24 protein-coding genes are annotated in these 26129 nt (G+C 61.5%); 12 read left to right on the forward strand and 12 right to left on the reverse strand.

Going from position 1 to position 26129, the window contains the following annotated elements; translation table 11 throughout:
- From HHL24_RS32095 to HHL24_RS32105, 3 genes are all read left to right on the forward strand, one after another.
- A complete protein-coding gene (locus tag HHL24_RS32095; protein ID WP_169489326.1) occupies positions 1–1152 on the forward strand; it encodes a porin in 1152 nt (383 codons plus the stop codon).
- A gap of 294 nt (positions 1153–1446) precedes the next feature.
- On the forward strand, positions 1447–1800 hold the full coding sequence (locus HHL24_RS32100; RefSeq protein ID WP_206003108.1) for a sugar ABC transporter ATPase: 354 nt from the start codon (positions 1447–1449) through the stop codon (positions 1798–1800).
- A 165-nt stretch (positions 1801–1965) separates the two neighbouring features.
- Entirely contained in the window at positions 1966–2481 is a 516-nt protein-coding gene (locus HHL24_RS32105; protein ID WP_169489328.1) for a metal-dependent hydrolase, read from the forward strand.
- Positions 2482–2855: 374 nt separating this feature from the next.
- On the opposite strand, the gene HHL24_RS32110 is transcribed toward HHL24_RS32105, so the two are convergent.
- The 3 genes from HHL24_RS32110 to HHL24_RS32120 form a co-directional block, all read right to left on the reverse strand.
- A complete protein-coding gene (locus HHL24_RS32110) occupies positions 2856–3677 on the reverse strand; it encodes an AraC family transcriptional regulator (RefSeq protein WP_169489329.1) in 822 nt (273 codons plus the stop codon).
- 277 nt (positions 3678–3954) lie between these two features.
- Positions 3955–4881 (reverse strand): serine O-acetyltransferase EpsC, encoded by a 927-nt coding sequence (gene epsC / locus HHL24_RS32115; protein WP_169489330.1) that lies wholly within the window; start codon positions 4879–4881, stop codon positions 3955–3957.
- Positions 4882–5014: 133 nt separating this feature from the next.
- Positions 5015–5248, reverse strand: coding sequence for a hypothetical protein (locus tag HHL24_RS32120; protein ID WP_063498620.1), 234 nt, complete (start codon positions 5246–5248; stop codon positions 5015–5017).
- Between the two features lie 361 nt (positions 5249–5609).
- On the opposite strand from HHL24_RS32120, the gene HHL24_RS32125 reads away from it, so the two are divergent.
- Together HHL24_RS32125 and HHL24_RS32130 are read left to right on the forward strand one after the other, a co-directional pair.
- Positions 5610–6062 carry a DUF3005 domain-containing protein gene (locus tag HHL24_RS32125; RefSeq protein ID WP_169489371.1) on the forward strand — a complete coding sequence of 151 codons (453 nt, stop codon included), beginning with the start codon at positions 5610–5612 and terminating at the stop codon, positions 6060–6062.
- A gap of 207 nt (positions 6063–6269) precedes the next feature.
- Positions 6270–6875, forward strand: a complete 606-nt coding sequence (locus HHL24_RS32130) for a short chain dehydrogenase (RefSeq protein WP_169489331.1) — start codon at positions 6270–6272, stop codon at positions 6873–6875.
- A gap of 169 nt (positions 6876–7044) precedes the next feature.
- Here HHL24_RS32130 and araD read toward each other — a convergent pair whose 3' ends face one another.
- The 6 genes from araD to HHL24_RS32160 form a co-directional block, all read right to left on the reverse strand.
- Positions 7045–8784, reverse strand: coding sequence for an L-arabinonate dehydratase (gene araD / locus HHL24_RS32135; RefSeq protein WP_169489332.1), 1740 nt, complete (start codon positions 8782–8784; stop codon positions 7045–7047).
- Between the two features lie 146 nt (positions 8785–8930).
- Positions 8931–9860, reverse strand: a complete 930-nt coding sequence (locus tag HHL24_RS32140) for an ABC transporter permease (RefSeq protein ID WP_169489333.1) — start codon at positions 9858–9860, stop codon at positions 8931–8933.
- Positions 9860–10738 carry an ABC transporter permease gene (locus tag HHL24_RS32145; protein WP_169489334.1) on the reverse strand — a complete coding sequence of 293 codons (879 nt, stop codon included), beginning with the start codon at positions 10736–10738 and terminating at the stop codon, positions 9860–9862. Before HHL24_RS32145 ends, HHL24_RS32140 begins: the two co-directional genes overlap by 1 nt.
- Entirely contained in the window at positions 10735–11814 is a 1080-nt protein-coding gene (locus HHL24_RS32150) for an ABC transporter ATP-binding protein (RefSeq protein ID WP_169489335.1), read from the reverse strand. The genes HHL24_RS32145 and HHL24_RS32150 overlap by 4 nt, the downstream gene beginning before the upstream one ends.
- A 142-nt stretch (positions 11815–11956) precedes the next feature.
- Positions 11957–13126, reverse strand: coding sequence for an extracellular solute-binding protein (locus HHL24_RS32155; protein ID WP_169489336.1), 1170 nt, complete (start codon positions 13124–13126; stop codon positions 11957–11959).
- 283 nt (positions 13127–13409) lie between these two features.
- On the reverse strand, positions 13410–14354 hold the full coding sequence (locus HHL24_RS32160; protein WP_169489337.1) for an SMP-30/gluconolactonase/LRE family protein: 945 nt from the start codon (positions 14352–14354) through the stop codon (positions 13410–13412).
- 691 nt (positions 14355–15045) lie between these two features.
- Here HHL24_RS32160 and HHL24_RS32165 point away from each other — a divergent pair.
- Positions 15046–15750 (forward strand): helix-turn-helix transcriptional regulator, encoded by a 705-nt coding sequence (locus tag HHL24_RS32165; protein ID WP_169489372.1) that lies wholly within the window; start codon positions 15046–15048, stop codon positions 15748–15750.
- On the opposite strand, the gene HHL24_RS32170 is transcribed toward HHL24_RS32165, so the two are convergent.
- On the reverse strand, positions 15734–16051 hold the full coding sequence (locus tag HHL24_RS32170) for a helix-turn-helix domain-containing protein (protein ID WP_169489338.1): 318 nt from the start codon (positions 16049–16051) through the stop codon (positions 15734–15736). The two genes, HHL24_RS32165 and HHL24_RS32170, sit on opposite strands and share 17 nt — an antisense overlap.
- A 154-nt stretch (positions 16052–16205) precedes the next feature.
- Between HHL24_RS32170 and HHL24_RS32175 the strand changes: the two genes are divergently transcribed.
- A complete protein-coding gene (locus HHL24_RS32175) occupies positions 16206–16799 on the forward strand; it encodes an acyl-homoserine-lactone synthase (RefSeq protein WP_169489339.1) in 594 nt (197 codons plus the stop codon).
- A 149-nt stretch (positions 16800–16948) separates the two neighbouring features.
- On the opposite strand, the gene HHL24_RS32180 is transcribed toward HHL24_RS32175, so the two are convergent.
- Complete coding sequence (locus HHL24_RS32180) at positions 16949–17638, reverse strand: FadR/GntR family transcriptional regulator (RefSeq protein ID WP_169489340.1); 690 nt, start codon at positions 17636–17638, stop codon at positions 16949–16951.
- 289 nt (positions 17639–17927) lie between these two features.
- Here HHL24_RS32180 and HHL24_RS32185 point away from each other — a divergent pair, with 289 nt between their 5' ends.
- From HHL24_RS32185 to HHL24_RS32200, 4 genes are all read left to right on the forward strand, one after another.
- A complete protein-coding gene (locus HHL24_RS32185; protein WP_169489341.1) occupies positions 17928–18395 on the forward strand; it encodes a universal stress protein in 468 nt (155 codons plus the stop codon).
- Between the two features lie 398 nt (positions 18396–18793).
- Complete coding sequence (locus tag HHL24_RS32190) at positions 18794–19450, forward strand: helix-turn-helix domain-containing protein (protein ID WP_169489373.1); 657 nt, start codon at positions 18794–18796, stop codon at positions 19448–19450.
- Between the two features lie 131 nt (positions 19451–19581).
- Complete coding sequence (locus HHL24_RS32195) at positions 19582–20895, forward strand: SUMF1/EgtB/PvdO family nonheme iron enzyme (RefSeq protein WP_169489342.1); 1314 nt, start codon at positions 19582–19584, stop codon at positions 20893–20895.
- 534 nt (positions 20896–21429) lie between these two features.
- The gene (locus HHL24_RS32200) at positions 21430–22875 is read left to right on the forward strand and encodes a DEAD/DEAH box helicase (protein ID WP_169489374.1); all 1446 of its coding nucleotides are present in this window, start codon (positions 21430–21432) and stop codon (positions 22873–22875) included.
- A gap of 197 nt (positions 22876–23072) precedes the next feature.
- On the opposite strand, the gene prpR is transcribed toward HHL24_RS32200, so the two are convergent.
- Positions 23073–25010, reverse strand: a complete 1938-nt coding sequence (gene prpR, locus HHL24_RS32205) for a propionate catabolism operon regulatory protein PrpR (RefSeq protein WP_329606774.1) — start codon at positions 25008–25010, stop codon at positions 23073–23075.
- A gap of 196 nt (positions 25011–25206) precedes the next feature.
- On the opposite strand from prpR, the gene HHL24_RS32210 reads away from it, so the two are divergent.
- Complete coding sequence (locus tag HHL24_RS32210; RefSeq protein WP_169489343.1) at positions 25207–26094, forward strand: isocitrate lyase/PEP mutase family protein; 888 nt, start codon at positions 25207–25209, stop codon at positions 26092–26094.
- The last annotated feature ends 35 nt before the right edge of the window (positions 26095–26129 follow it).

A 26129-nucleotide genomic window follows, 5' to 3' on the forward strand; every position in this document is an offset into this window, starting at 1 on the left:
ATGAAAAAAACCCTCATCGCAGCAGGCCTCATGGGCGCGTTTGCCATCACCGCCCACGCACAAAGCAGCGTCACGTTGTACGGCACGCTGGACGCCGGCCTCGTCTACTCGAACAACCAGGGCGGCCACAGCAACTGGCAACAAGGTAGCGGTTCGGTGTCGAACACCTACTTCGGCCTGCGCGGCAGTGAAGACCTCGGCGGCGGTCTGCATGCCATCTTCACGTTGGAAAACGGTTTCAACCTGAACAACGGCCAAGATACGGAAAGCAACACGATGTTCAATCGTCAGGCTTTCGTCGGTTTGAAGAGCGATCAGTACGGTGCGCTGACGCTCGGCCGTCAATACGATTCCATGGTCGATTACCTCGCGCCGCTGTCGGAAGCAGGCGCGGGCTACGGCAACAACCTGGCCGCTCATCCGTTCGATAACGACAATCTGGACAACTCGTTCTCGATCAAGAACGCCGTGAAGTACACGAGCGCGAACTACGCCGGTCTGAAATTCGGCGGCCTGTACGGCTTCAGCAATACAGCCGGCCAGTTCTCGAACAACCGCGCATGGAGCGTCGGCGCTTCGTACGACAACGGCCCGCTGAGCGCAGCCGCCGCTTACCTGCAACTGAACAACTCGGGTAGCTCGAACCTGAGCGGCCCGGTTTCGCAAGGCGACGGCACCGCGGCTATCGCGGCGAACCTGCAACGCACGTTCGGTGCGGGCATCAACTACACGTACGGCCCGGCAACGGTTGGCTTCGTGTACACGCATACGCAACTGGACGGCATCACGGGTGTGGACGTCGGCGGCGCGACACTGCCTGGCGTGGCAGGCACCAACCTGCATCTGGACAACTACGAGTTGAACGGCAAATACGCACTGACGCCGGCACTGAGCCTCGCGGCTTCGTACACGTTCACCGACGGCAAGATGTCGGGTTCGAACGGCTCGGGCGATCCGAAGTGGCAAACGGTGTCGCTGCAAGGCGACTACTCGTTGAGCAAGCGTACCGACGTGTACGTGGAAGGCGTGTACCAGCACGCATCCGGCGAACTGGGCAACTTCGGTGCGAACGTGGCGGCGATCAATACGCTGGCGCCGTCGTCGACCGGCAACCAGGTCGCTGCGGCCGTCGGCCTTCGTCACCGCTTCTAAGTTTTTCTGGCAACACGTGCAGAGCGGCGTACCGGTCCGCTCTGCAGCCGAACCCGCGCGTGACACGATCACGCGCGGGTTTTTCCATGGGGCTTACGGTCTTACATTTCGACGTAGTCATAGTGACGGCAGAAGCGCGCCGTGGGTATACTGAGACCGGCTGCCTTCCTTGCCGTAACGTCGTTGCGGTTGAACGGCGGCTTCGTCGCGAAGCATGACGTTGCGTTCAATCGCGTCGCGCTTTGCCCGCGCCCCAAGTTCCCGTGCACGACCGGGGACGCCGACGATCGGACCATGAAAAGACTTCTCCTGCTTGCCCCTGCTGCTGCCGTCACCGCTTTTCTCGCTGCCTGCGGTTCTTCCAGCGGCCCCGCCCGCGATGCGTCCCAGCCGATGATGTACGTGTCTTCGCAGCGCGCCCCTGCTTATGTCGCCGATTGCCTCGAAAGCAAACTGTCACGCGTGCGGATGTCGCGCGTGGGCGACGCGACTGAGATCGCCGTCGGCTCCGATTCGAACAATTCGTATTTCGTCACGCTAACGCCGTTCAACGCCGGCTCGGTCATCAAGGTGATGCATCCCGCGAATGCGCCGGACGATCCGCCTGAACCTGAAATGCGCGTCGATATTGCGCGCTGTGCGACCTGAGTTTTTGATCGCACGGCTGCGTTGTTGAAGACAACACTGAGACCACACTGAAGGCCACGCCGATGCGCGATTTTTTATATCGCTTGTTGGCTATTTTTTTATCTGCTCATCTGCGAACATAGCCGCCCTTTGGCTTTTATCCGGCGCGCTGCGTCGTGAGGTTCGATGGCATCCAACAAAGCACATCACGCGACTGGGTTTGCAGCCGGCGTTATCGCGGCGGCTGTTGTCGCGCGCGTCGGCGGCGGCGGTTCGTTTCATATCGGCGTGTTGTTGAGTTTCATCGCCGGGGTGGCAGGGAGTACGGCGCCGGACTGGCTGGAGGTGGCGTGGTGGTCACGCAAGCGAAGGCTGTGGATTACGCATCGTACGTTGACGCATTGGGGTGTAGGGTGGGTCGCGTTGCTCGCGGTTTCTTACCATTGGCTTGGGCGTTCTGGTTATGCCGCGCCGGCGTTTGGGTTTGCTTGTGGTGGGTTGATGCATCTGTTGGCCGATTGGCCCAATCCTTTGGGGGTGCCTTGGGTCGCCAGGCGGCATTCATTGAATCTTTGGAATAGCGGGCACTGTGATTTGATCGTGGTCGCTGCTTCGTGGGTCGCGGCGTGGTTTATCGGGGAGCATGTCTGGTTGCACGGGGTGCAGGGGGTTTCGGTTTTGAGGTATTTGAGAATGGGGTAAGGGGTGGATTTTTTTTGTGCCTGCGCGGCGGTTGTTGTTTGGGTGCTTGTGGGGTTGGTCCTTTCTTGTCTTGTTCGTTTGTGAGGCGCTTGATGTCCGCGTGCCTACGGTGTTGGCCTTTGCTTGAATTGTTATTGGTCTATTAGCGTCGCCCCTGTGCGGGGCGGCACCTACTTCTCTTTGCCGGCTGCAAAGAGAAGTAGGCAAGAGAAAGCAGCTAAAACCGCTCATGCTAAGTGGGAACCGTAGCCCGCAAGTGCTAGTGGCCCCGTGGAATCCGGGTTCTCGCACATTCGGCGTCAGTGACAAGGGTGTCATTCTTCCGGCGGCGCTGCGCGCGCCGAAGCGTAATTCATATCCCTCCCCTCGATGGGTTATGGCCGCGTCGCAGACGCGTAGTTCGCAGGTGTGATCCCCAGCAATCGTGTGAACGCTCGAGTCATATGACTCTGGTCGGCAAAGCCCGCTGCAGCAGCCGCGGCAGCCAATGTCGCGCCACTCGCGATCAGCTGCCTCGCAAGTGTCACCCGTCGCTGCATCCTGTAGGCGTGTGGCGGTAATCCCATCTCGTGCGCGAAGCCTCGTAGCAGCTGGAAGCGGCTCATGCCGGCGTCGGCAGCGAGATCGGCTAGCGTGAGCGGTGATGATGGATCGTCGTCGATGCGGGCCCTCGCTCGTGCAATTGGGCCCAACGACCGAAGCAAGCGCGAACGTGTATGCATGGTCGCGTGAGTCCGAACCAGATAGCCGAGCAACTCGAGCATCGCCTCCTCACGCACCAGATCGTCCGGCACGGTCGCTTCCACCGATACCGTGAACAGTCGCTCGAACAACACCCTCAGCAACGGATCGTGTACCACCGGTTGCGTCAGTTCGATCTCGTGCGCAGCCACACCACTCAACTCGACCGCAACATCGGCCAGCATCGACGGCTCGAAATACAACATGCGCCATGCACGTCCGCGCTCGTCAAGCGGGCTGCCGTCGTGTACTTCGCCTGGATTCACCATGATCGCGTCGCTCGCCCGCGCTTCAACCACGCCACGCCCGCTCGACGACCGATGCCCGCCAGCATCGATCACGCCCACACCGAAGCGATCATGCGAATGGCGCGGAAACGAATGCGCCGTTTCGGCCACCGTCGCTTCGACGCCGGCAATCGCGCAACGAGGCATGTGAACGCGGCCGCGTGACATGGCCCGCCTCTCAGAAGTTGAAGAAGGATTTGCGTAGCATATTACGCAGCAACGTGCGCAGCGAATTGCATTGCGGCACACACAGCAAAAACGGAAGGCGAAGTGCACGGTGAGACGCGCCACGAACCGCACGTCGAACTGCGCAGTAATCCTCGCGCGGAACTGCAACGCGGTCGGCACGCCGCATTGCGCAGCGAACCGTGTGCGGATCTCCGGAGCAAGCCGCACACCGATCCGCACAGCAAACTACGGAACGACGCGCCAGCCAGGCCGCTCATCAACCACGCCCCTCGTCCGTGCGCTCACCCTCGCGGATCTTGCCTTGCGACACGCTGCTGCCCGGCGGCACGCTATGCGTAAGCCACACATTGCCGCCAATCACCGAGCCACGCCCAATGGTCACGCGGCCGAGAATCGTCGCGCCGGCATAAATCACGACGTCGTCTTCAACGACCGGATGGCGTGCGTTGCCCTTGATCAGCGCGCCGTCAAGGTCCGCAGCGAAGCTCTTCGCGCCGAGCGTCACGGCCTGATAGACACGCACACGCTCGCCGATGATCGCGGTCTCGCCGATCACGACGCCCGTGCCGTGGTCGATGAAGAAGCTCGGCCCAATGGTCGCGCCGGGGTGAATGTCGATGCCGGTCGCCGAGTGCGCGATCTCGTTGATGAAGCGCGCGAGCAAGGGCACGCCGAGCCGATGCAACGCGTGCGCAAGACGATGGTGCGTCATTGCCCACACGCCCGGATAACACAGCAGAATTTCAGTGATGTGCTGGGCAGCCGGGTCGCCAGTGAAAGCGGCCTGAATATCGCTGACCAGCAACGCGCGAATGCCAGGCAACTGCGTGCCGAATTCCCGCGCGACGTTGAACGCGCGCTCCCTCAGATCCGCATCAGGCGTTTCTCCGAACTCGGGCAGAAAGCGCAAGGCGCGTCGTATCTGTTCGGCGAGCAATCGCAAAGTGCTTTCGAGCGTGTGGCCAACGTAGTAGTCGACCGTTTCGTCGGTTAAATCGGGAGCCCCGTAATGCGTGGGAAACAGCGCGGCGCGCAAGCCGCCGACAATGGCGATCACCGCTTCGCGCGACGGCAGCTCGCGAATGCCGAGCGGATGCCGCGTGCGATGCAATTCTTCACGCGACGCACGCAAGTCCGCGACGATCTGTTCGAGACCCCAGCTGTGGGAAGGCACATTAGGCATAAAAGGACAGCGCCGTGCGCCAGGCGCGGTTCAGAGTGATTGTCCCGAGAGATTACCGCGTTTTGCCGCGGTTCGCGCAGCCTCGCACGGCCGCCCGATATGTTGGCCCGCGCATGCCGGACGCGCTTCAGCTTCAGATGGTCACGCTGCTCGCATCGATCCAGCGCACCGCCCAGTCGCGTGCGTGCGCGATAGCGGTGGCTTCGTCAGGAAAACGCAAGTCAGTAGGGAAAAAACGGTTGGCGACCAGTTCGCCGTCGCTCGAGCGGGAGATGACCACATAAGGTTGCCAAGTGCCATCGCCCGCGCGCGCCGGCGCGCAATTCAGCAAATAGCCGCGATGTGTGAATGCAGCATCGAAGTGCATGTGTCACCCGCCCTGACGGCCCCGTGAGATGTTTTGAGTAGCGCGCGTCTCTTCGTTCTCGGCCAGGTAAAAACCGCCGGACACATGTCGTCAACACATGTCGTCAACGCATGTCGTCTAATTAACCGCGCTTCGCTCGTCGGAGTAAGATCATACTCTGTAGAAAATAGGCGTCCATTAAAAAAAACGAAAAGAATTCCGGACGCAATCGCCAGTTGAAATGCCCGCATACGTAACTGCGCATAACCGCGAAGCGACTGCGGCACAAGCGCAGTACAAACTCACACGCACAAAGACATTGTGCGAGGCGGAACGGGTTTTGCTGCACTTCAACCATGTCATCTTCACCGGAGAATGCATGATGAACAGCGATATCAACAAGCCAGCAGACGCCAGCAAGCAACTGCACACCACCGGCCCGCGCACGACGGAGCTGCATAACGACCGCACCCATGACAGCACGGTCGACACCGACGGCAAGAATCTCGAGGCCGCCCGCATCGCCGGCCACAGCCCGATCTCGCCCGACGAAATCACGACGAGCAACGCGACCCTCATCAACAGTGTGCCCGAGGCGCACGACGGCATGGCCGGCTTCGACAGCCGGGTTGGCGGCAATCACCTGCTGCTGGCGCTCGAACCGGGCTACACGGTCATCGACAAAGGCATGGTCCCGCCGCAAGGCGTCGAATCAGCAGATGATGAGTTCGACGACCCTCGTTCAATCCGCAGCCGTCGCGAACGCGGCCGCATTCATTACGCCCTTAATCATTTGCGGCCCACTCGTGTGATCGAATTACATCGGGCGAAATAAGTATTTGCGCGGCGCGTATTCGTTTGAATTGCGCCGCTTGCGCCGATTAATCAGTCAATTCCAAAGCGCGCCCCGTTTGAATGACGGCGCGCGTTGCGTCACGGATTAGAAACTCAGGGTTGCAGGACCTGCGAGCCGAAGGGGCTATTTCCGCCCGCCGAACGCCGACACAATCGACTGCACGTCCAATACTAAACGGAGCAGCAGATGAAAAAGATCGTCGTGATCGGCGCAACCGGCACGGTCGGCCAGGCAGTGAGCGCAGCATTGAAAGCGCGCCATGAAGTCATCGAAGTGGGCGCGACGCGCGGCCAGTATCGCGTCGACAGCACCGACCCGGCCAGCATCGAGCGCCTCTTTAGCGAGATCGGCAAGGTCGACGGCGTCGTCACCGCCACCGGCAAGCTGCATTTCGGCCCCCTGCCGGAGATGAGCGTCGAGCAGTTCTGGGTCGGCCTGCGCGACAAGCTGATGGGTCAGATCAACGTAGTGCTGGGCGCCCAGCGGTACGTGAATGACGGCGGCTCGTTCACGCTGACGAGTGGCATTGTCGGCGACGAACCGATTCGCGAAGGCGCGAATGCAACCACCGTCAACCTCGCCCTGGAAGGCTTCGTGCGCGGCGCCGCGATCGAATTGCCACGCGGCATCCGCATTAACGTGGTAAGCCCGACCGTACTGACCGAAGCGCTCGACGCATTTGCGCCCTACTTCCGCGGCTTCGAACCGGTGAGCGCCGAACGTGCGGCACAGGCCTACCTGCGCAGTGTGGAAGGCGCGCAAACGGGCCGGGTGTATCGCGTGGGGTACTAAGGCAACGCACAGGGTCTGAAGCACAGGCTCGACGCGCGAGCCGCCCGCGCCGGGCCTCTACGCCCATCGCTAAGGTTACGCGATGCGGTCCAGCCGCACCGCGCCCCCCTCCCTTGCGTGTGGCCACTCTCAGGCAGCTTCACGACTCTCTCCACGGCCCTGGGTAAACTCAGTGAATCTCCGGCTCGCCGGTTGCGCCCGTTTGCGCGCCGCCGCGCTGCAGGAAATCGAAGTCGCAACCTTTGTTCGCCTGCAGCACATGCACCTGATGCAAGGCGCCGTAGCCGCGCGTAAAACGTGGCTCGGGCTTGACCCAGGCGGCCTTGCGACGCGTCAGTTCTTCCTCGGGTACGAGCATGTTGAGCTTGCGCCGCGGCACGTCCAGTTCGATCAGATCACCGCTTTGCACCAGCGCAAGCGGGCCGCCGACAAACGACTCCGGCGCGACGTGCAACACGCACGCGCCGTAACTCGTCCCGCTCATCCGTGCGTCCGATATACGCACCATATCGCGCACGCCCTTTAGCAGCAACTTCCGCGGGATCGGTAGTTGCCCCCACTCGGGCATACCCGGTGCACCCACCGGCCCCGCATGCTGAAGCACGATCACGCAGTTTTCGTCGATGTCGAGCGCTTCGTCGTCGATGCGCGCGGCCATGTCGTTGTAGTCCTTGAACACCACCGCGCGGCCGGTATGGACGAGCAGTTGCGGCTCCGCCGCGCCGGGTTTGATCACGGCGCCATCGGGCGCGAGATTGCCGCGTAGCACCGCGAGGCCGTTATTGGGCAGGAGCGGCGCGCTGCGGCGGCGGATTACCTCGTCGTTGAAAATCGTCGCGCCTTCGAGGTTCTCGCCGAGCGTGCGGCCGTTCACGGTTTTCTGCGAGCGGTCGATCAGCTCGCCCAGTTCGGCGAGCATGGCCGGCAAACCGCCCGCATAGAAAAAGTCCTCCATCAGATACGCGCCGGTCGGACGAACGTTCGCCAGGACAGGCGTGCGGCGCGAGATGTCGTCATAGCGATCGAGCGTCAGTTCGATGCCGGCGCGGCGCGCGAGCGCGATCATATGCACGATCGCATTGGTCGAACCAGACAGCGCGAGGCAGGTGGTCACGGCGTTGTCGATCGAGCCGGCGGTGATCAGATCGGATGGTTTCAGGTCCTCCCACACCATCTCGACGATACGCATGCCGGTTTTCGCCGCCATCTGCGCGTGCCGCGAATCCGCTGCGGGAATGGAGGCAAAACCAGGCAGTGTAAAGCCGAGCGCTTCGGCCGCGCTCGTCATGGTCGACGCGGTGCCCATCGTCATGCAGTGTCCAGGCGAGCGCGCGATACCGCCTTCGACGCCTTGCCAGTCCTCTTCCGTGATGGTCCCCGCGCGCAACTCGGCCCAGTACTTCCAGGCGTCCGAACCGGAGCCGAGCGTGACGCCGTTCCAGTTACCGCGCAGCATCGGACCGGCCGGCAGAAAGATTGCCGGCAGATCCATCGAGATCGCGCCCATCAGTAAAGCGGGCGTAGTCTTGTCGCAACCGCCCATCAGCACGACGCCGTCTGCGGGATACGAGCGCAGCGTCTCCTCGGCCTCCATCGCAAGGAAGTTGCGATACAGCATCGTGGTGGGCTTCTGGAATGGCTCGGAGAGTGTCTGCACGGGCAGTTCGACCGGAAAGCCGCCCGCCTGCCAGATGCCGCGTTTCACTTCTTCGACACGTTGCTTGAAATGCGTATGGCAAGCGTTGATCTCGCTCCACGTGTTGAGGATCGCGATCACCGGCTTCCCCGCGTATTCCTCGCGGCTATAGCCCATTTGCGCGGTGCGCGAGCGATGGCCGAACGAGCGCAGATCGTTCACGCCGTACCAGCGGTGGCTGCGCAGTTCTTCAGGTTTCTTTCTCGTCGTCAACGTCTACTCCACGATGTCTTTCGCCGTCCCCGATCCACCAACGGGACTTCCTTCGGGGCGGGGGATTTCTTCGCCGCGTGCTTCCGCGCTTCAGTGCTTCCGTGATTCAATGCCTCAGCGCTGCAGTGCTTCAGCGCTTCAATGGCTCAGCGCTTCTGCTCCTTCACGCGCGACACGATCTGAGTCGGGCTGACGAATTGCAGCGCAATCAGCACCCAGATCAGCGTGATCGCCATGTAGATCATCGCCATCGCATCGATCGATTGCGGCGCGCGCACGCCGGTTGAAAATACAGCGTAGTACAAGGCGACCACGAGCGTTTGCGTCGCGGGACCCGCCGTAAAGAATGTCAGTTCGAACATGCCGATGGTGCGCACCAGCACGAGCAGCCCGGCCGCCAGCATGCCGGGCACCAGCAAGGGCAGCAGCACATAGCGGAAATAGCGGAATGTGTTCGCGCCGAAAATGCGCGCCGCCGCTTCGAGATTGGGATCGATCTGTTCGATGAACGGCGTCATCACCAGAATCACGAACGGCAGCGCCGGCACGAGATTCGCGAGAATCACGCCGCCCAGCGTGCCCGCGAGGCCGACCTTGTACATCACGGTCGCCATCGGAATGCCGTACGTCACGGGCGGCACCATCAGGGGCAACAGGAAAATCAGCATCGCCGTGCGCTTGCCGCGAAACTGCACACGGGCGAGCGCATACGCCGCGGGCACGCCGAGCACAACCGACAACACCACTACCGCGCCGACCACTTCGACGGTGACCCACAACACGCTCGCCAACTGGAAATCGCTCCACGCCTGCGCATACCAATGCAGCGTAAAGCCTTGCGGCAACAAGGTGCCGAACCAGCGGGTCGCCACCGAATTCACCGCCACGGTCGCAATCAGCAACACCACGTTGACAAGGAAAAACACCATCGCGCCCCATACCAGCACGTGCCAGATGCGGCCCGCCACGCTGGCGCGCTGCTTCACGCGCTTGCTGGGTTGCTGCGCGCCGTCGTTGTTTTCGTTCGATGTGGACGCCGACCACGAAGGATGCGCGGCGTGACGATCGGCAGCCATCAGCCTTTGCCTCCCGTCACCGGACCGCTGTAGAAGAAGCGGCGCGCGCCGAGCATGCTGGCGACCACCAGCAGTTGCACGAAACCCATCACCATCGCGATCGCGGAAGCAAGCGAATAGTCGTAGCTTTCGAACGCGGCTTCGGCGGCGGCGATCGACATCACACGCGTCGGGCCTGCGGGCGCCCCGAGCAGCACCGCCGACGGAAACACCGAGAACGCCTGCACGAACGATAAACACGCGGCCATTGTTAACCCAGGCACCAGCAGCGGCAGATAGATGCGACGAAACTGCTCCCACGGACTCGCGCCGAGCGTGGCGGCGGCGCTCGCGAGCGTCGGATCGATGCCGGTCACGTATGACAGCGTCAGCAGAAACGCAAACGGAAAACCCGACACGATCAGCGAGATCAGCACGCCCCAGAAGTTATGCGTCAAACGCACTTCATGGGTGTAGAGATGCAGGCCTTGCAACGCCTGCGGAAACCAGCCGTTCGGCCCGAAGTACGTGAGCATGCCGTCCGCGATCAGCACGGTGCCGAGCGTGACGGGAATCACCAGCAGCGTCGTGACGAGTTTCTGATAGGGCGAATTGCGGCGCAGCGCGAACGCCACGGGAACCGACACGCCAACGTTGATCAGCGTCGCGGGTACAGCGAGCTTGAGCGTGACGAGAATAGTCGGCCACATCGACGTGTCGGTGAAGAACGTCAGATAGTTGGCCCACAGGCCACCGCCGTTCATCGGCCGGAACGACAGGACCAAACCGTACGCAAACGGATAGATAAACAACGCGACGATGAAGATCAAAGCCGGCGCGACCAGCCACGCTTTGGCGTCGCGCGGCACGAGCGGCGGCGACAACGTAGGCGTGTTCACGCAGCCTCTCCGTCATAGACGAGCGTGCGTGACGGCGGCACGCGCAGACTGATGCGTTCGCCCTCTACGAATTCGCCCGCGATGCGCGCCCACAAGTCGCCGAACGCGGTCTTCACCCGCAACAGTGAATCGTGGCCGCCGTATTCCACGGTCATCACCAGCGCATCGAACGCGTTTTCCGTGCCAGCCGCTGCACGCTCCATATCCTCTGGGCGCAACGCGACGCTCACGCGCTTGCTGTTGAAACCGGCCATCGGCATACCGATCAGACGCACGCCGTTCGCGCTCACAGCAACCCCATCACCTTGCGTGCCTTCGAGCACGAATTCAGTCACGTTGCGATAGCCCATGAAACGCGCGACATGCAAATTCTGCGGCCGCGTGTAGACCTCTTTCGGCGTGCCGATCTGCTGCACCACCCCCTCTTTCATCACGACGATGCGATCGGCCATGGAAAGCGCTTCGTCCTGATCGTGCGTTACGTAGAGGGTCGCGCGTTCGAGCTGGCTATGGATGCGGCGAATCTCCGCACGCATTTCAATGCGCAATTTCGTATCGAGGTTCGACAGCGGCTCGTCCATCAGAATCAGCGGCGGTTCGATCACGATCGCCCGCGCAATCGCCACGCGCTGCTGCTGACCGCCCGAAAGCTGCCCGGGCAGCTTGCGTTCATGCCCGACCAGTTGCACGAGTTGCAACGCTTCACGCGCACGGCGCATGGCTTCGCTCTTGCCGACACCGCGCATCTTCAATCCGAACCCGACGTTATCGAGCACGCTCATATGCGGAAACAGCGCGTAGCTCTGGAACACCATGCCGAAGCCGCGCTTTTCCGGCGGCAACACGTCGATGCGTTTATCGTCGAGCCAGATACCGCCGCCGCTCAACGGCTGCAAACCGGCGATGCAATTGAGCGCCGTCGATTTACCGCAACCCGAAGGTCCGAGCAACGCGATGAACTCGCCACGCTGGATATTCAGATCGAGACCTTGCAACGCCGCGACCGCCTGGCCCTCCGCATTCGTGAAACTGCGACTCACCGAATCGAGCCGCAACTGCTCAAAGTGATGCTTCATGGCGATTTCCTGATACGCGTGACGCACGAATCGCGAAGGTCCAATAGAACGGATGCGCGCGAAGCTTCATGGCGGTTTCCTGCTTGCATGACGCGCGCATCCCGGCGCACCAAACGAACGAGTGCACGGACTCATTCAGCGACTATTTGGTCTTCTGCGCACCGACGTCGCTGTCCCACTTCTTGAAAGCCGCGACCATCGTTGCTGCATTCAGTGGCAAAACATGCGGACGCTCGGCCAGCAGCTTCGCGTACTCCGGCCGTCCATATTTCTTCAGCACATCCTGGCTGTGCGCGGGCGCCTGCTCGACGCTCACGCCCTTGATCGCCGGCCCGGGGTAGAAATAGCCGTCGTCATAGGTCATGGCCTGCTGCGCGGGCTCGAGCATGAAGTTCATCAGCTTGTAGATCACGTCGAGCTTTTCCTTCGGCACGCCCTTCGGAATCACCATGTAGTGCGCGTCGTTCACCCACGTCATGTTGTCGAATGCCTGCACACGGAATTCCGCCGGCACGATGCCGAGCGCGCGCGGATTGATGTCCCAGCCGGTGACGGTCACGGTCATGTCGCGCGTGCCCTCGCCGAGCTCTTTCATTACAGCCGATGTGCCGCCAGGATAGTAAGGAATGCAATCGTTCAGCTGCTTGAGGAAGGCCCATGTCTTGTCCCAGCCGTGAACCGGATCTTGCGGATCCTTGTCGCCGAGTATGTAAGGCAAACCCATCAGGAACGTGCGGCCCGGACCGGAGTTCGCCGGCCGTGCGTAGATCAGCTTGTCCGGATGCGCCTTGCACCATTGCAGCAGTTGCTCAGGCGTTTTGGGCGGATCGCTGACTTTGGCGGGGTTGTATTCGAGCAGCGGACCAGCCGGCATATACGCGACCTCGAGACCGAAGCCTTGTGCGAGGTCCTGCATCTTGCGCGGACCGGGCGCGTATTTGTCGAGCACACCGGGGAAAGCCGCCGCATTGTCCGGCAACAGCTTCATCCAGAGATTCTGTTCGATGCCGGCGGCCAGTGCGTCGGTGCCGGTCAGGACGAGATCGATATCGGAGCGGCCGGCGGCCTGCATCGCCTTGATCTTGCCGGGCAACTGCGGCGCGGGCGCGTTGGTGAACGTGAGATTGGCGACGAGGTTTGGATACTTCGCCTTGAAGGCCTCGAAACCCTTCTGCGTGAGTTGAAGATCGCCCGCTACGTCGACGATATTGAGCGTAACCGGATCGGCCGCGTGCGCAGCGGATGCAAACGCGGCGCTTGCCGCGAGACATACGGACACCAGCCTGAGCGCCAACCTGCCTGAAACAGTCATTGCGTCTCCTCGCTTCTTGGTATGGAAGTCCGCCGGTCAGATGCGTTGCTGGCGGTGTCTCTACCATTGGAACATAGCGAAGCGGAACTGCCGATGTCAAGCAAATACTCGCCACGGCGCCTGGCTCAGAAAATTAGGTATTCTGGTGGGTAATCCTTGTAGCTCAACGGGTTGCGTGCTTTATCCAAGGGCAAACCCGGAGTCGGCACGCAGGTTGAGCGTCAGGTTGTCAGGCAACCTGAACTCACGCGGCGCGTTCAGGCTGCGCGCCCCCCTCGCCCACTCAACCGCCCTGGACGCCCTGCGCATTCACATATAGCGAATACAACCCATGGCTTGCCGCCATGAACAACCGGTTGCGATGGCGTCCGCCGAAGCACACGTTCGCGCAGCGCTCCGGCAACGCGATATGGCCGATCGGCTCGCCCTGCGGCGTGAAGACGCGTACGCCGTCGAGTTCGTCGGTGCCCATGCCCCAGCCGCACCAGAGATTGCCGTGCGTGTCGACGCGAAAACCGTCCGGCGTGCCCGGGCCGGCGTCGATCAGCACACGGTTGTTCGACAGCGCGGCGCTGACACCGCTGACGTTGACGTCGAACGCACGAATCTTGCGCGGCACGCCACGCGATTCGACGATGTACAGCACCGACTCGTCCGGTGAAAACGCGAGGCCGTTCGGGCCCAGCACGTCGTCGGCAACTACCGTCACTTCGCCGGATTGGCCGTCGATGCGGTACACGCATGCGGGCAGTTCCGACTCCTGCCGCTCGCCCTCATAAAAGCTGTCGATGCCGAAGGTCGGATCGCTGAACCAGATTGAACCGTCGGACTTCACGATCACGTCATTCGGCGAGTTGAAGCGCTTGCCGCGGTAACGATCGGCGAGCACGGTAAGCGAGCCGTCATATTCGGTGCGCGTGACGCGCCGCGTCAGGTGCTCGCAGCTCACGAGGCGGCCCTGCCGGTCGCGCGTGTGGCCGTTCGCATTGTTCGACGACTGGCGAAACGTGGTCACAGCACCGCTCGTTTCGTCCCAGCGCAGGATGCGGTCGTTGGGAATGTCGCTCCACAGCAGATAACGGCCGTCGCCGAACCAGACCGGCCCTTCCGACCAGCGCGCGCCCTGATACAGACATTCGACGGAAGCGGACGTCAGGATCAGCGCTTTGAAGCGCGGATCGAGCACGCGAATGGAGGGATCGGGATAGCGTCGGCTGGTGTCGGTCATGCGTGGGCTTTAGGTGATGGAAGTTGATGGGGAAAGCAGGCCGAAGCGCGGCGCGCAAGCGGCGGCACAGCTATGACCGACGCGGAGAACTCGCTGTCGAGGATCGCAGATTCGCTCATGATGCCCAAAACGCACGGGGCTCGGGCGGTCAAGTTAGCACTGGGTTCGCCGTGTTGTCAAACAACCTGGGCGTAAACGGCACCACGCTACCTCGAATCGAAGTCAAGGCGAAGAAAGCGAAGTTGGCAAAGCCGGTGCGCTGCTTTTGTATGACAATAGCGCGCGGCGAGTGAGCATTAGTGAATGGTGGCGGGCTAAAGGGAAATTGCCAATCTGGGCAATCAGCGTCGTTTTGCCCAGAATTTCAACTAGACGTCATTCAGATTGGTTTGACAATAATGTTGTCAATCAAAAGCATCAAAAACGCAACTACGAGAAAATTACCCACTTTATCAACCCGTGAATGTTAATCCAGGTCGAAAAAATCCGATATAAGGAGTAATTCGTTCGCCCAGTTGCAGAACCAGCGTTGGTGCCGTTTCTTTAGAAATTGCCCTCGACTTGCGAAATAATTTTTAGTGATAGATTGTGAAGATAAAAACAGCCGGACGGATCACCGTACCGCAATTAACCGCAACGGGACGTTTGCGAGTCTGAGAGAACCAAATTGTCGCTACATTTTATCGAGGAAATGGCGCCGCTACTGAAAGCCGCAGATGAAGCGGAATGGTTCGGTGCGATCGCGGGGCTTGCCGACACCTGGGGCTTCGACAGGCTGCTGATCGCCATGCTGCCGCGCCCGACCATTCGCCTTGAAGACGCCTATGTGCGGAGCACCTACTCGCCGACATGGCGACGCACCTACGACGAGCAGGGGCTCGTCCACATCGACCCGACTGTCTCGCATTGCGCGACGCGCGCGGCGCCGCTGATCTGGTCGCCGGACATTTTTACGACCGCACCGCAGCAGTCGATGTACGAGGAAGCCCGCGCGCACGGCCTGCGCGCCGGCGTGACGCTGCCCATTCATGGGCCGAACCAGGAAGCCGGCATGATGTGCTTCGTCAATGACAGCAATCCGACCGACGCATTCTGGCGCCATGTCAACGTTGCGTTGCCGAACCTGGTGTTATTGCGCGATCTGGTAATCGATACCAGTCAGCGCCATTTGAATACCCACGCTCAGACGTTATTGCCCAAGCTCACGCCGCGCGAACGCGAATGTCTGAAATGGACCGCGCGCGGCAAATCCACCTGGGAAATCTCCCATATCCTGAGTTGTTCGGAAGCGGTGGTGAACTTCCACATGAAGAACATCAGGACCAAATTCGGTGTGAATTCGCGGCGCGCGGCGGCCGTGATCGCCGCGCAGTTAGGGCTTATTGACCCGGGTTGAGCAAGGCGGCGCCGTCGCGGCTGTACAGCACACGCTCAGCGCGGCCCAGATCGGCATCCGAAACGGTTTTGGTGAAGTAGAGGCCCAGCAGGATCGACACCGGCGCCGGAATTTCGGCGCCCGATTCGAACCTGCTGCCACGCGATTGCGTCACGCCAAAGCGTGCCCAGAAGCGGCGCTGGCTCTCTTTTTTCTTCTTGCGGTAGGCAATGATCAGGACGCGATCCACCGCCGATGAAGGCTCTGCCGGGCGGGTTTGGACCGAGGGTTGCGCCTGCCAGTGATTTTCGAGAAGTTCCATTTTTGTGTCCCGTCGGTTGAGTGCTGAGGCTTATCTCGAATTCTGCGTTATCCGATAAGCATGCACACCTATCCAGGTAGGTAGGTGGCAGAACCATTCAAAATGCATAAGTTTTCTTGCGTATTGGGTAACCCAACACGTTCAGGAGAACGTCATGCAAACAGCGATCCGGATTGGAATGCGGCAAGAATTCGACAACGCGCACATCAACGAGATGTACCGCCTGCGGGCGCGGGTGTTTCACGGGCGGCTCGGATGGGACATCCCCACCATTGCGGGCATGGAGATCGACGGCTACGACGCCCTCGGGCCGCACTACATGCTGATTCAGGGCAACGACCGGCACGTGCGGGGCTGTTGGCGCCTGATGCCGACGGAGGGGCCGAATATGCTGAAGGACACCTTCCCGCAATTGCTGCATGGCGCGGATGCGCCGGTCGGGCGGCATATCTGGGAATTGAGCCGGTTCGCGATCGAAACTGGCGGCGAGGAGCAGTCCTTCGGCTTTGCCGACCTGACGATGCAGGCGATCCACGAACTCGTGACATTCGCTGACCGGATGGGCATCACGCGTTACGTCACGGTGACCACCACCCCGATCGAACGGCTGCTGCGCAAGACCGGGATCGACATCAGCCGGCTCGGGTCGCCTCTGCAGATCGGCGTGGAACGGGCCGTGGCACTGGATATCGCAGTCAGTCCGAAGACCCGCACCGCCCTGTTCGGGCCGATGGCTGCCGCCGCCTGACGCCTGGACGTGAGATTGGAGCCGGGCCGCAGTTGCCTTTGCCCGGTTGCTGTGGCCCGGTTGCCTTTGCCCGGTTGCGGTCGCCCGGTTGCGGCGGACTGGCAGCCGTTACCTGGTAGTTGCGGCCCGCAAGGGCGGCGCGCGAAAGATCAGGAACCGAACATCCGCTCGAGCGCATTCTCGAGATGCGCGCGCATCGCCCTCCCTGCAGCAGGGCCGTCCTTACGGCGGATCGCCTCGAGCACGGCCAGATGTTCGGTCTGCACGAGCCGCCGCCGCTCTACCGTCTTCACGAGCGACAAATTGCGCGACAGGTTCATGCTGAACAGAATCTGTTCCTCGATGAACGACATGACCGTGATGAAAAACGGATTCCTGGACGCACGCGCCACCGCCAGGTGAAACATGAAATCGTCTTGTGCGCCGATACCCTGGGTTTCGATGATGCGTTCCAGTTGGTCCCACGCATGCTGGATCGCGGCGATGTCATTGGCGTCGGCCTTGAGCGCCGCCTGCTCGGCCGCGCCCGCTTCGGTCACGATGCGAAATTCATAGCAGCGGCGGATGTCGGACAGCGTTTCGAGCGGCGCGAAGCGACGCACATCCGGGTCCGGCCGTCGCGCAACCGTGGTGCCTGAGCCGTGCCGCGTCATGATGATCCCGTCCGCCCGCAAGCGCGCGAGCGCTTCGCGCACGGTCGGCCGTGACGTCGCAAAGCGTTCGGCCAGCGCATGCTCGGTAGGCAGCCGCGCCCCTTCCTTGTACTCGCCTTCAAGAATGCGATTAAGGATGTCGCCGTAGATCTTGTCGGGCAAGCCCGTCGTTTTGCGCTCGTTCATCAGCGGTGCTGAAGCAGCTTGTCTGAGTAGGTCCTGATTGTAAGGCAAACCCGGCCCTATATTGCTTTGATATATGCGGTCTGGCTTAACAGGAACGCGGCAAATGCACGCTGCGCGGAGCTTGCTGATAAAGCGCCGTCATCGCAAAATTTGACAAGTCTTTGATTTACATCCTGACCCGATGCATCTTTTTCAGCGATCATTTAAGCTCACATCGGTAATAAATCGTCAATGAGCCCGGCCGGCCGAAACGGCCGCGGCATTCGAATCCTTCAGACGCGGAGTCGATATGTACACACGCATCCTCGTAGCCGTCGATGGCAGCAACACCTCGCGCCGCGCATTCGAAGCAGCGCTCGCGCTCGCGAAATCCACCGGCGCCGTCATGCAACCGTTCTACGTCGTTGAAAACACGCCGATGTATTTCGAAGCGCCCGGTTACGACCCGTCCATTCTGCGTAGCCGCCTGGTCGAAGAGGGCAAGGAACTCGGCGCGGAATTCGCCGAGGCCATGGCGGCGCAAGGCGTCAAAGGTGAGCTTGCCGTGGGCGAAGCCTCTTCGCTCGATGACGTTTCGGTAGTCGTGCTAAAAGCTGCCGCCGACTTCAACGCCGATCTGCTGGTGATGGGCACGCATGGCAGACGCGGTTTTCAGCGTCTGATTCTCGGCAGCGTCGCAGAGCGCTGCGTGCGCCAGGCGAGCTTGCCCGTACTGCTGATTCCGTCCGCAGCGGGCAACGCCAATGAAGACGCCTGAACGCGTGGTGACGCAGCGTGGTGCGCTCTTTGCAACTGCGTGTGTTTTACGCATAGGGCGGCACGCGCAGCGCTCTATCTCTAAAATGCGAGCAGAGCACGCTCTGCCACGTTGCATAGCAGTCCATAACCACAAGCAACAACGCGAGGGTGACATCGCTCAAGATGCCTAACTGAGCGAATGCGTCATTTTGTCGCTAAACGGGGCGCATGGGCGGTGGGACAATCAGTCGTTACCCTGACAAATGGCTGCAGAACATGCCTACTCCTACCGCTGTGACTCGCTCCGCCGGCGCCGCCGCCGATTCCACCGTGATTTCGTCGCCGGCACGTGGCAGCCGTCGTGCCGCGCCGGTGAGGGCAACCGCGCGCACCACCGCTCGCTGTTCGAGCTGTTCGATGCGGGCGCTCTGCATGCCGCAAGGCCTGTCGTCCGACGAACTCACGAAACTGGAAGTGCTCATTTGCACCGCGCGCTCGGTGCAGCGCGGCGAAGCGCTGTATCGCAGCGGCGACCGCTTCGACAATGTTTACGCCGTGCGTTCCGGCTCCATGAAAACCGTCATGGCGCACCGTGACGGCCGCGAACAGGTCACTGGGCTGCGCCTCGCCGGCGAAGCGCTCGGCCTCGACGGCATCAGCGATGACGTCCATGCGTGCAGCGCCGTCGCCCTCGAAGACAGCACCGTCTGTATCGTTCCCTACCCCGCCCTCAAGTCCCTGTGCCGCGAAATCAGCTCGATGCAGGATCGACTGCACAAACTGCTGGGCGAGCAGATCGTCCGCGAAGCTGGGCAGATGATGGTGCTCGGCTCACTTTCGGCCGACGAACGCGTGGCAGCGTTTCTGCTCGACGTGTCGGAGCGCAATGCGCAGCGCGGCTATTCATCGGCGGAATTCAACTTGCGCATGACACGCGAGGACATGGGCAGCTACCTCGGCATGACGCTCGAAACCGTGAGCCGTACCCTATCAAGATTTCAAAAACGCGGCCTGATCGACACACAAGGCAAACACATCCGGATCGTCGATCTGGAAGGCTTGCAGAAGGTGTAAGCCATACGCGCAGGACCTGGCCCGCGTAGCCACGTCCGCGTCGACCCCCCATTTAGCGCGCATTCGTCTTGGCATGGCTCCTGCGAGCGGGTACAGTCTTTAGTCCGTCCCCCGCAAGGAGACTTGGCGAAATGAATCGCGACCCCGCCCCGCATCACCCGCTCGTCCAGCGTCTGATCGACGCGCGTCAAGTTACTGACGCCCTGTTTTCCATCGTCAAACCCGAGTTTCTGTATGAGCGGCCGATCCGTGAGCGCCACCGGATCGTGTTTTACATCGGCCATCTGGAAGCTTTCGATCGTAATCTTTTCGATCAACGCGTGTGCGATCTGCCTGCGTTCGATCCGCACCTCGATCAGCTCTTCGCATTCGGTATCGATCCTGTTGATGGCGGCTTTCCGACCGATCAACCCACTGACTGGCCATCGCTCGACGCCGTGCGCGGCTACGCGTTGCGCGCCCGCGAGCAGATCGACCGCGAGCTCGATGCGCTGAGCGACTCAACGCGGGTCGGCCGGGAAGGTGAGCACGCTGGCACGGCCGAGCAGTTGCTGAATGTCGCGATCGAGCATCGGCTGATGCATGCTGAAACGCTCGCGTACATGCTGCATCAGTTGCCGCTTGCACAGAAGGTCACCGAGTTGCGCGAGGCGGTGCTTACCCGTTCTGAACCGCGTGAGGCGTTGTCCTCGATGGTCAGCGTGCCGGCTGGCGCAACGGTGCTCGGCATGTCGCGCGAGAGTGGGCGTTTCGGTTGGGACAACGAGTTCGGCGAATTGCGTGTCGACGTGCCAGCGTTCGAGATAGACCGCCACATGGTGACGAACGGCGCATTTCGTGAGTTCATCGAGGCAGGTGGCTATCGCGAACCGAAGTGGTGGACGGACAAGGATTGGGTATGGAAGGAATGCGAACACATCGAGCATCCCGCCTGCTGGTCGCAGCGAGCCGGAAGCAATCAGGACAGCGCATGGGTGCTACGCACGATGTTCGACGAAGTGCCGCTGCCGCTCGACTGGCCGGCTTACGTGAGTCATGCCGAGGCCAGCGCCTACGCGCGATGGGCCGGCAAGACACTGCCCAGCGAAGCACAATGGCAACGCGCGGCACACGGCGCACCGCATGCGATGTCGGGCAATTTCGATTTTCGTAGCTGGGACCCGCAGCCGGTCGATGCCTATCCAGACAACGTCAGCGCGTTCGGCGTGGAAGGTCAATTCGGCAATGGCTGGGAGTGGACCTCCACGGTGTTCGACGCACTGCCTGGGTTTGAAGCATTTCCGTTTTATCCGGGCTACTCCGCCAACTTTTTCGACGGGCAGCATTACGTGATCAAAGGCGGTTCGGCACGCACCGCGCAATGCATGTTGCGGCCGGCGTTTCGCAACTGGTTTCAGCCGCATTATCAGTATGTGTATGCGGGGTTTCGGTGTGTGAAAAATTAGATCAAACGACCGCACGATGAACAACTTTCCGCAAGGCCTCTTGAAGCAACTTGTTCCAACACAGAAGCCTAGTGATTGGGTCGCGATAACACAAATGAAGCGATAGATTTATGAATGAGTAGGAATGCTTACATAGCCAGCGAATAGAATTGCTCTGCCGCGGTTTTTGTGCCGCCGTCGTTCTGCACCGGCGATGAAGAGTGACGGTGTCGGCATAGTTCAGTCGCCTAGCAATTCTACGATCTTGCGAAATGAGCATTCCTATTCGTGCCGTCTCGACTCTTCCTGACTTTCGTTACCGCGACAGATCCGATCGTGGATGGCCTGGCAGGACTCCAGCCTTGTTTCGGGCAGTTGCTGGCGATACAGATGCGCACGTGGCTGGTTGCGCGACCACTGGCGCGTTTGCTGTTGATGCAATTGAAGTTGGCGCTGGCGGCCGTGCTGCTCATCGGTGTCCCGTCGTACAGCTTGCCGGTGCGGCGCAATCAGGCGGTAACCGCTAGAATTGCGGCTTTACCCCGGAATACGCCAATGTCTTTTGCCTCGCTTGGCCTGATCGATCCCTTGCTGCGTAATCTGCAGGACCTCAATTACCAGACACCTACGCCGGTGCAGGCCAAGGCGATTCCTGCTGTGCTCAGTGGCAAGGACGTCATGGCTGCGGCACAGACCGGCACTGGCAAAACGGCGGGTTTTGCGCTGCCGCTGTTGCAACGGCTGGTGCAACACGGCCCGGCGGTGTCCAGCAACCGCGCGCGTGTTCTGGTGCTGGTGCCCACCCGTGAACTGGCCGAACAAGTGCTGCAAAGCTTTATCGAGTATGGCAAAGGCCTCGACTTGCGATTTCTGGCCGCCTACGGCGGTGTGAGTATCAACCCGCAGATGATGAAGTTGCGCAAAGGCGTGGATGTGCTCGTTGCCACGCCGGGCCGTTTGCTCGATCTCAATCGCCAGAACGCAGTGCAGTTTGATGAAGTACAAACGCTCGTGCTGGATGAAGCCGACCGCATGCTGGATCTGGGCTTTGCGCGTGAACTCAACGCCGTCTTTGCTGCCTTGCCCGCCGAGCGCCAGACCCTGCTGTTCTCCGCCACGTTTACCGATGATATCCGCGCCATGGCGGCCGGCATTCTGCGCGGCCCGGTCAATATCAGCGTCAGCCCGCCCAATTCAACGGTCAGCAAGATCAAGCAGTGGGTGGTGCCGGTGGATAAAAAGAACAAGCCTGAGCTCTTCATGCACCTTGTGGCTGAGAACAACTGGGAGCACGCGCTGGTGTTCGTCAAAACCCGCAATGGCGTGGATTACCTGGCGGCCATGCTGGATGAAGCGGGCTATGCGGTCGACACCATCCACGGCGACAAACCGCAACCCGCGCGCATGCGTGCGCTGGAGCGCTTCAAGGCAGGCGAAGTCCATATGCTGGTAGCCACCGATGTGGCTGCGCGCGGGCTGGATATCGACGACCTGCCGCTGGTAATCAACGTTGATCTGCCGATCGTGGCGCAAGACTATGTGCACCGTATTGGCCGTACCGGCCGCGCGGGCGCCAGCGGCGTGGCGGTGTCCCTTGTGTGTGCCGATGAAGCGCCGCAACTGGCCGCGATTGAAGCGCTGATCCGCCAAACGCTGCCCCGTGAAGAAGAGCCGGGTTTTGAAGCCGAACACCGCGTGCCGCAAACTAGCGCGACGGGCCAGATCATCAAGAAACCCAAAAAGCCTAAGAAGCCCAAAGTGCCGCCAGCTGCGCCGGGCGCCATGCAGGTGCTCAGCAAAAAACCGCGCCCGCAAAGTGGCGAAAACAAACGCAAGCCTGCGGCGCAGCGCGCTGTGGCCGCGGGTAAAGGCACAAGCTTGTCTAGCGGCAGCCCATTCAGCCTTCAAAAGCCACGCAGCAAACCCGCCAGCAAGCCAGTTGAGGGTTCACGCAAGCCGGCTGGCAAACCCGCTGGTGGCCGCGGCAAACGCCAACCCTGATCCATGGGGACGAGTAACGCCAGCCCTGGAACAGGCTGGCGGTTTGCGGCGCGCATGTTCGGACGGTTCAACGGTAGTAGTTCACCCAGCGCCTCGTAAGCTGGCCGGCGAAAGGCACTCCCCGTTCGCCCCGCGGTTTCAACTACCGGGTTTGAGCAGCCGGGGCGCTGGTATCCAACGTGTGAACCTGGATAGCCTCACTTCTTCAGCAGCCTCCACAGCGTGGTACGTCCGATCCCGAGCGCACGGCTCGCCGCGGCGCGGTTGTTGCCGTTTTTTTCCAGAGCGCGTAGTACGTCATCGCGGGTCACGGCCGCGGGCGGCGGACCGGCGACCTTGCCATTGGCCGCAAGGGCGAGCGGCGCATGCATGCGTCCGAACTCCGGAAAAACGTCCCGCAGATCCTGCCACGCGCTGCTCGCCGCATCGCCCAGATAAATCGCCGCGCGCGCTATCAGGTTCTCGAGCTCCCGCACGTTGCCGGGCCACGCGTAATGTTCGAATAGCGGCGTCAGGAATTCCAGCACGCGCTCCGTGGCCGCGGCGGGCAACCCGTATTTTGTCACGCTACGCCTGAGCAGATGCCGCGCCAGTTCCGGTATATCGTCGCGCCGCTCGCGTAATGGCGGCAGTTCGATTTGCAACAGATTGAGCCGGAAATACAGATCGGCGCGAAACACGCCCTGCTCGACGAGTGCATGCAGGTCGCGATGCGTCGCGGCGATCACGCGAACGTCGATCGGCGTCGCGCGCCCCGAACCGAGTTTCATTACTTCGCGCTCCTGCAACACGCGCAGCAACCGGCTTTGCGACGCCGCCGGCATTTCGCCGATTTCATCGAGAAAGATCGTCCCCGTGTGCGCGGTTTCGAAGAGCCCCGGGCTGCCGCCGCGCCGCGCGCCGGTGAACGCACCCTCCTCGTGTCCGAACAGTTCGCTTTCGATCAACCCTTCCGGCAACGCCGCGCAATTGAACGCGACGAATGGGTTGCCGCGCCGGCGGCTCGCATTGTGAATGCCCTGCGCGACCAGTTCTTTGCCGGTGCCGCTTTCGCCGGCGAGCAGCACGGTCGCGTCGTGCGCAGCGCCGGCCCGCGCAATGCGCCGCACACGCTCGAGCGCCGGCGACGCGCCAGTCAGATCGGACAGACTGTGCCGCGCCACCAGATGTTTCGGCCGCTGACTGGTGCGCAATGTGCGGTCGATACGCTGCGCGACCAGCGCGTCTTGCACCGTGACCACCGACCCGGACCGCAAGCCATGCTCGACGATCGGCACACAATTGACGATCAGCGCACGGCCGTCGATCTGCTCGATGCGCTCGTCGATCGGCGCGTCGGTGTCGAGCGTTTCGCGCAGCAGCGGGCCGACCGCACTCGCAATTTGCGGCGGCAGATCGCGCGTGCGGTCAAGTCCGAGCAGATCGAGCATCGCCGGATTAACTGCCTCGAGCTGGCCGGCGTCATCGAATGCGGCGACGCCGTCACGCAGATGCGCGACGATTGTATTGAGCCGCACACGCTTCGACTCCTTCTGGCGGCTCACCCGCGCCAATTCGATGGAGCGCTCGAACGCTTCCTCGACCGCTCCGAGCGAGTAGAGAAACACGCTATGCAGCCCGGCCTGCTGTGCGAGATCGCACGCCATGCCCGGGCCGATAATGACCTTGCAGCCCTCGGCCGCGAGCGTGTCGACGGCCACGCGGACTTCGTCGATTGAGCGGTATGCGCGCTGTTTCAATGCAACGTTCAACCACGCGCTGAGGTCGGTCAGTTCCTTCGACACCGTTTCGTGCAGAACGAGGCCGATCGGCGCGCCCGGCCACATCGTGATTGCCTGGGTGATACCGCTCAGCACGTCGAAGCCGTTCACCTTGACCATCACGACCGGCACGCTCAGGTTGTCGCGTAGATACGCGCCGTTCGAGCCGGCGGCGAGTACGACGTCGACCGTGCCAGCATCGACAGACGCCTGCAGCGCGGTCACGGCCGCGCCGTAACCCTCGCGTACCGAAAAGAACCTTGCGTGCTCCGCATAGCGGGGCGCGACGGTTTCGCACAGCGCTCTCAGCCGGCTGATGCTGACCAGCGCGATGCCCGGGCGGCCCTGGTTCGGGTTCGAGACAAGCGTTGACACGATGGAGTCTCCGGAGACGATGGAACGATTATGAAACGTTCCGCGGAACAAGTGAAACATTTTCGCACAGCCGCGTCGCAGCACGCTGCTTTCGATAAGTCCATGTTTTTGCACACGAAACAGAAAGAGGCTCACGATCGGCATGCTTCCTGCATAAGGCTGGCACTTTAAGTCACTCATTCCGGAGACACACGCTATGACTACTTCGTCCGCTACCCGCCGCGCGGCCTTCCGCACCAAAGTCAACCAACGTCAGGGCCTGCTCGTGCCGGGCGCCTTCAACGCGATGAGCGCGCGCGTGATTGAAGACGCCGGTTTCGAGGCGCTCTACATCACGGGGGCGGGCGTCACCAACATGTCGCTCGGGCTGCCCGACCTCGGCTTCATCGGTCTCGCCGAAGTCGCCGAGCATTGCGCGCGGATTCGCGACGCGGTCGCGCTGCCGCTGATCGTCGACGCCGACACCGGCTTCGGCAACGCGCTGAACGTGCGCCAGACCGTGCGTGTGCTCGAGCGCAGCGGCGCCGACGTGATCCAGTTCGAAGACCAGGTCATGCCGAAGAAATGCGGCCACTTCGCCGGCAAGGAAGTCGTCAGCACGAGCGAGATGGTCGGCAAGATCCGAGCGGCCGTCGATGCCCGCGAAGACGGCAATCTGCAGATCATGGCGCGCACCGATTCGGCCGCGGTCCACGGTATCGAAGACGCCATCGAGCGCGGCCATCGTTTCATCGAGGCCGGTGCGGACATCCTGTTTATCGAAGCGACCGAATCGCTCGCCGACATCGAACGCCTGCCGGGACTGTTCGACAAGCCGCAACTGATCAACATCGTGATCGGTGGCAAGACGCCGGTGCAATCGCGTGAAGCGCTCGCCAAACTCGGCTACGGCATCGTGCTGTACGCGAACGCGGCGCTGCAAGGCGCGGTGCTCGGCATGCAGCGCGCGCTCGGTACATTGAAGAGCAACGGCCGCCTCGATGAAGACGCCACCCTGGTCGCGCCGTTCAGCGAACGCCAGCGCCTTGTGAACAAGCCGCTGTACGACAAGCTCGACCGGGAATACGCAGCAAAAGACAAGTGAGCGGCAACGCCACTCGATCGCATCAATAAAATCAC

The organism is Paraburkholderia polaris, assembly GCF_012927345.1.
Classification (GTDB): Bacteria; Pseudomonadota; Gammaproteobacteria; order Burkholderiales; family Burkholderiaceae; genus Paraburkholderia; species Paraburkholderia polaris.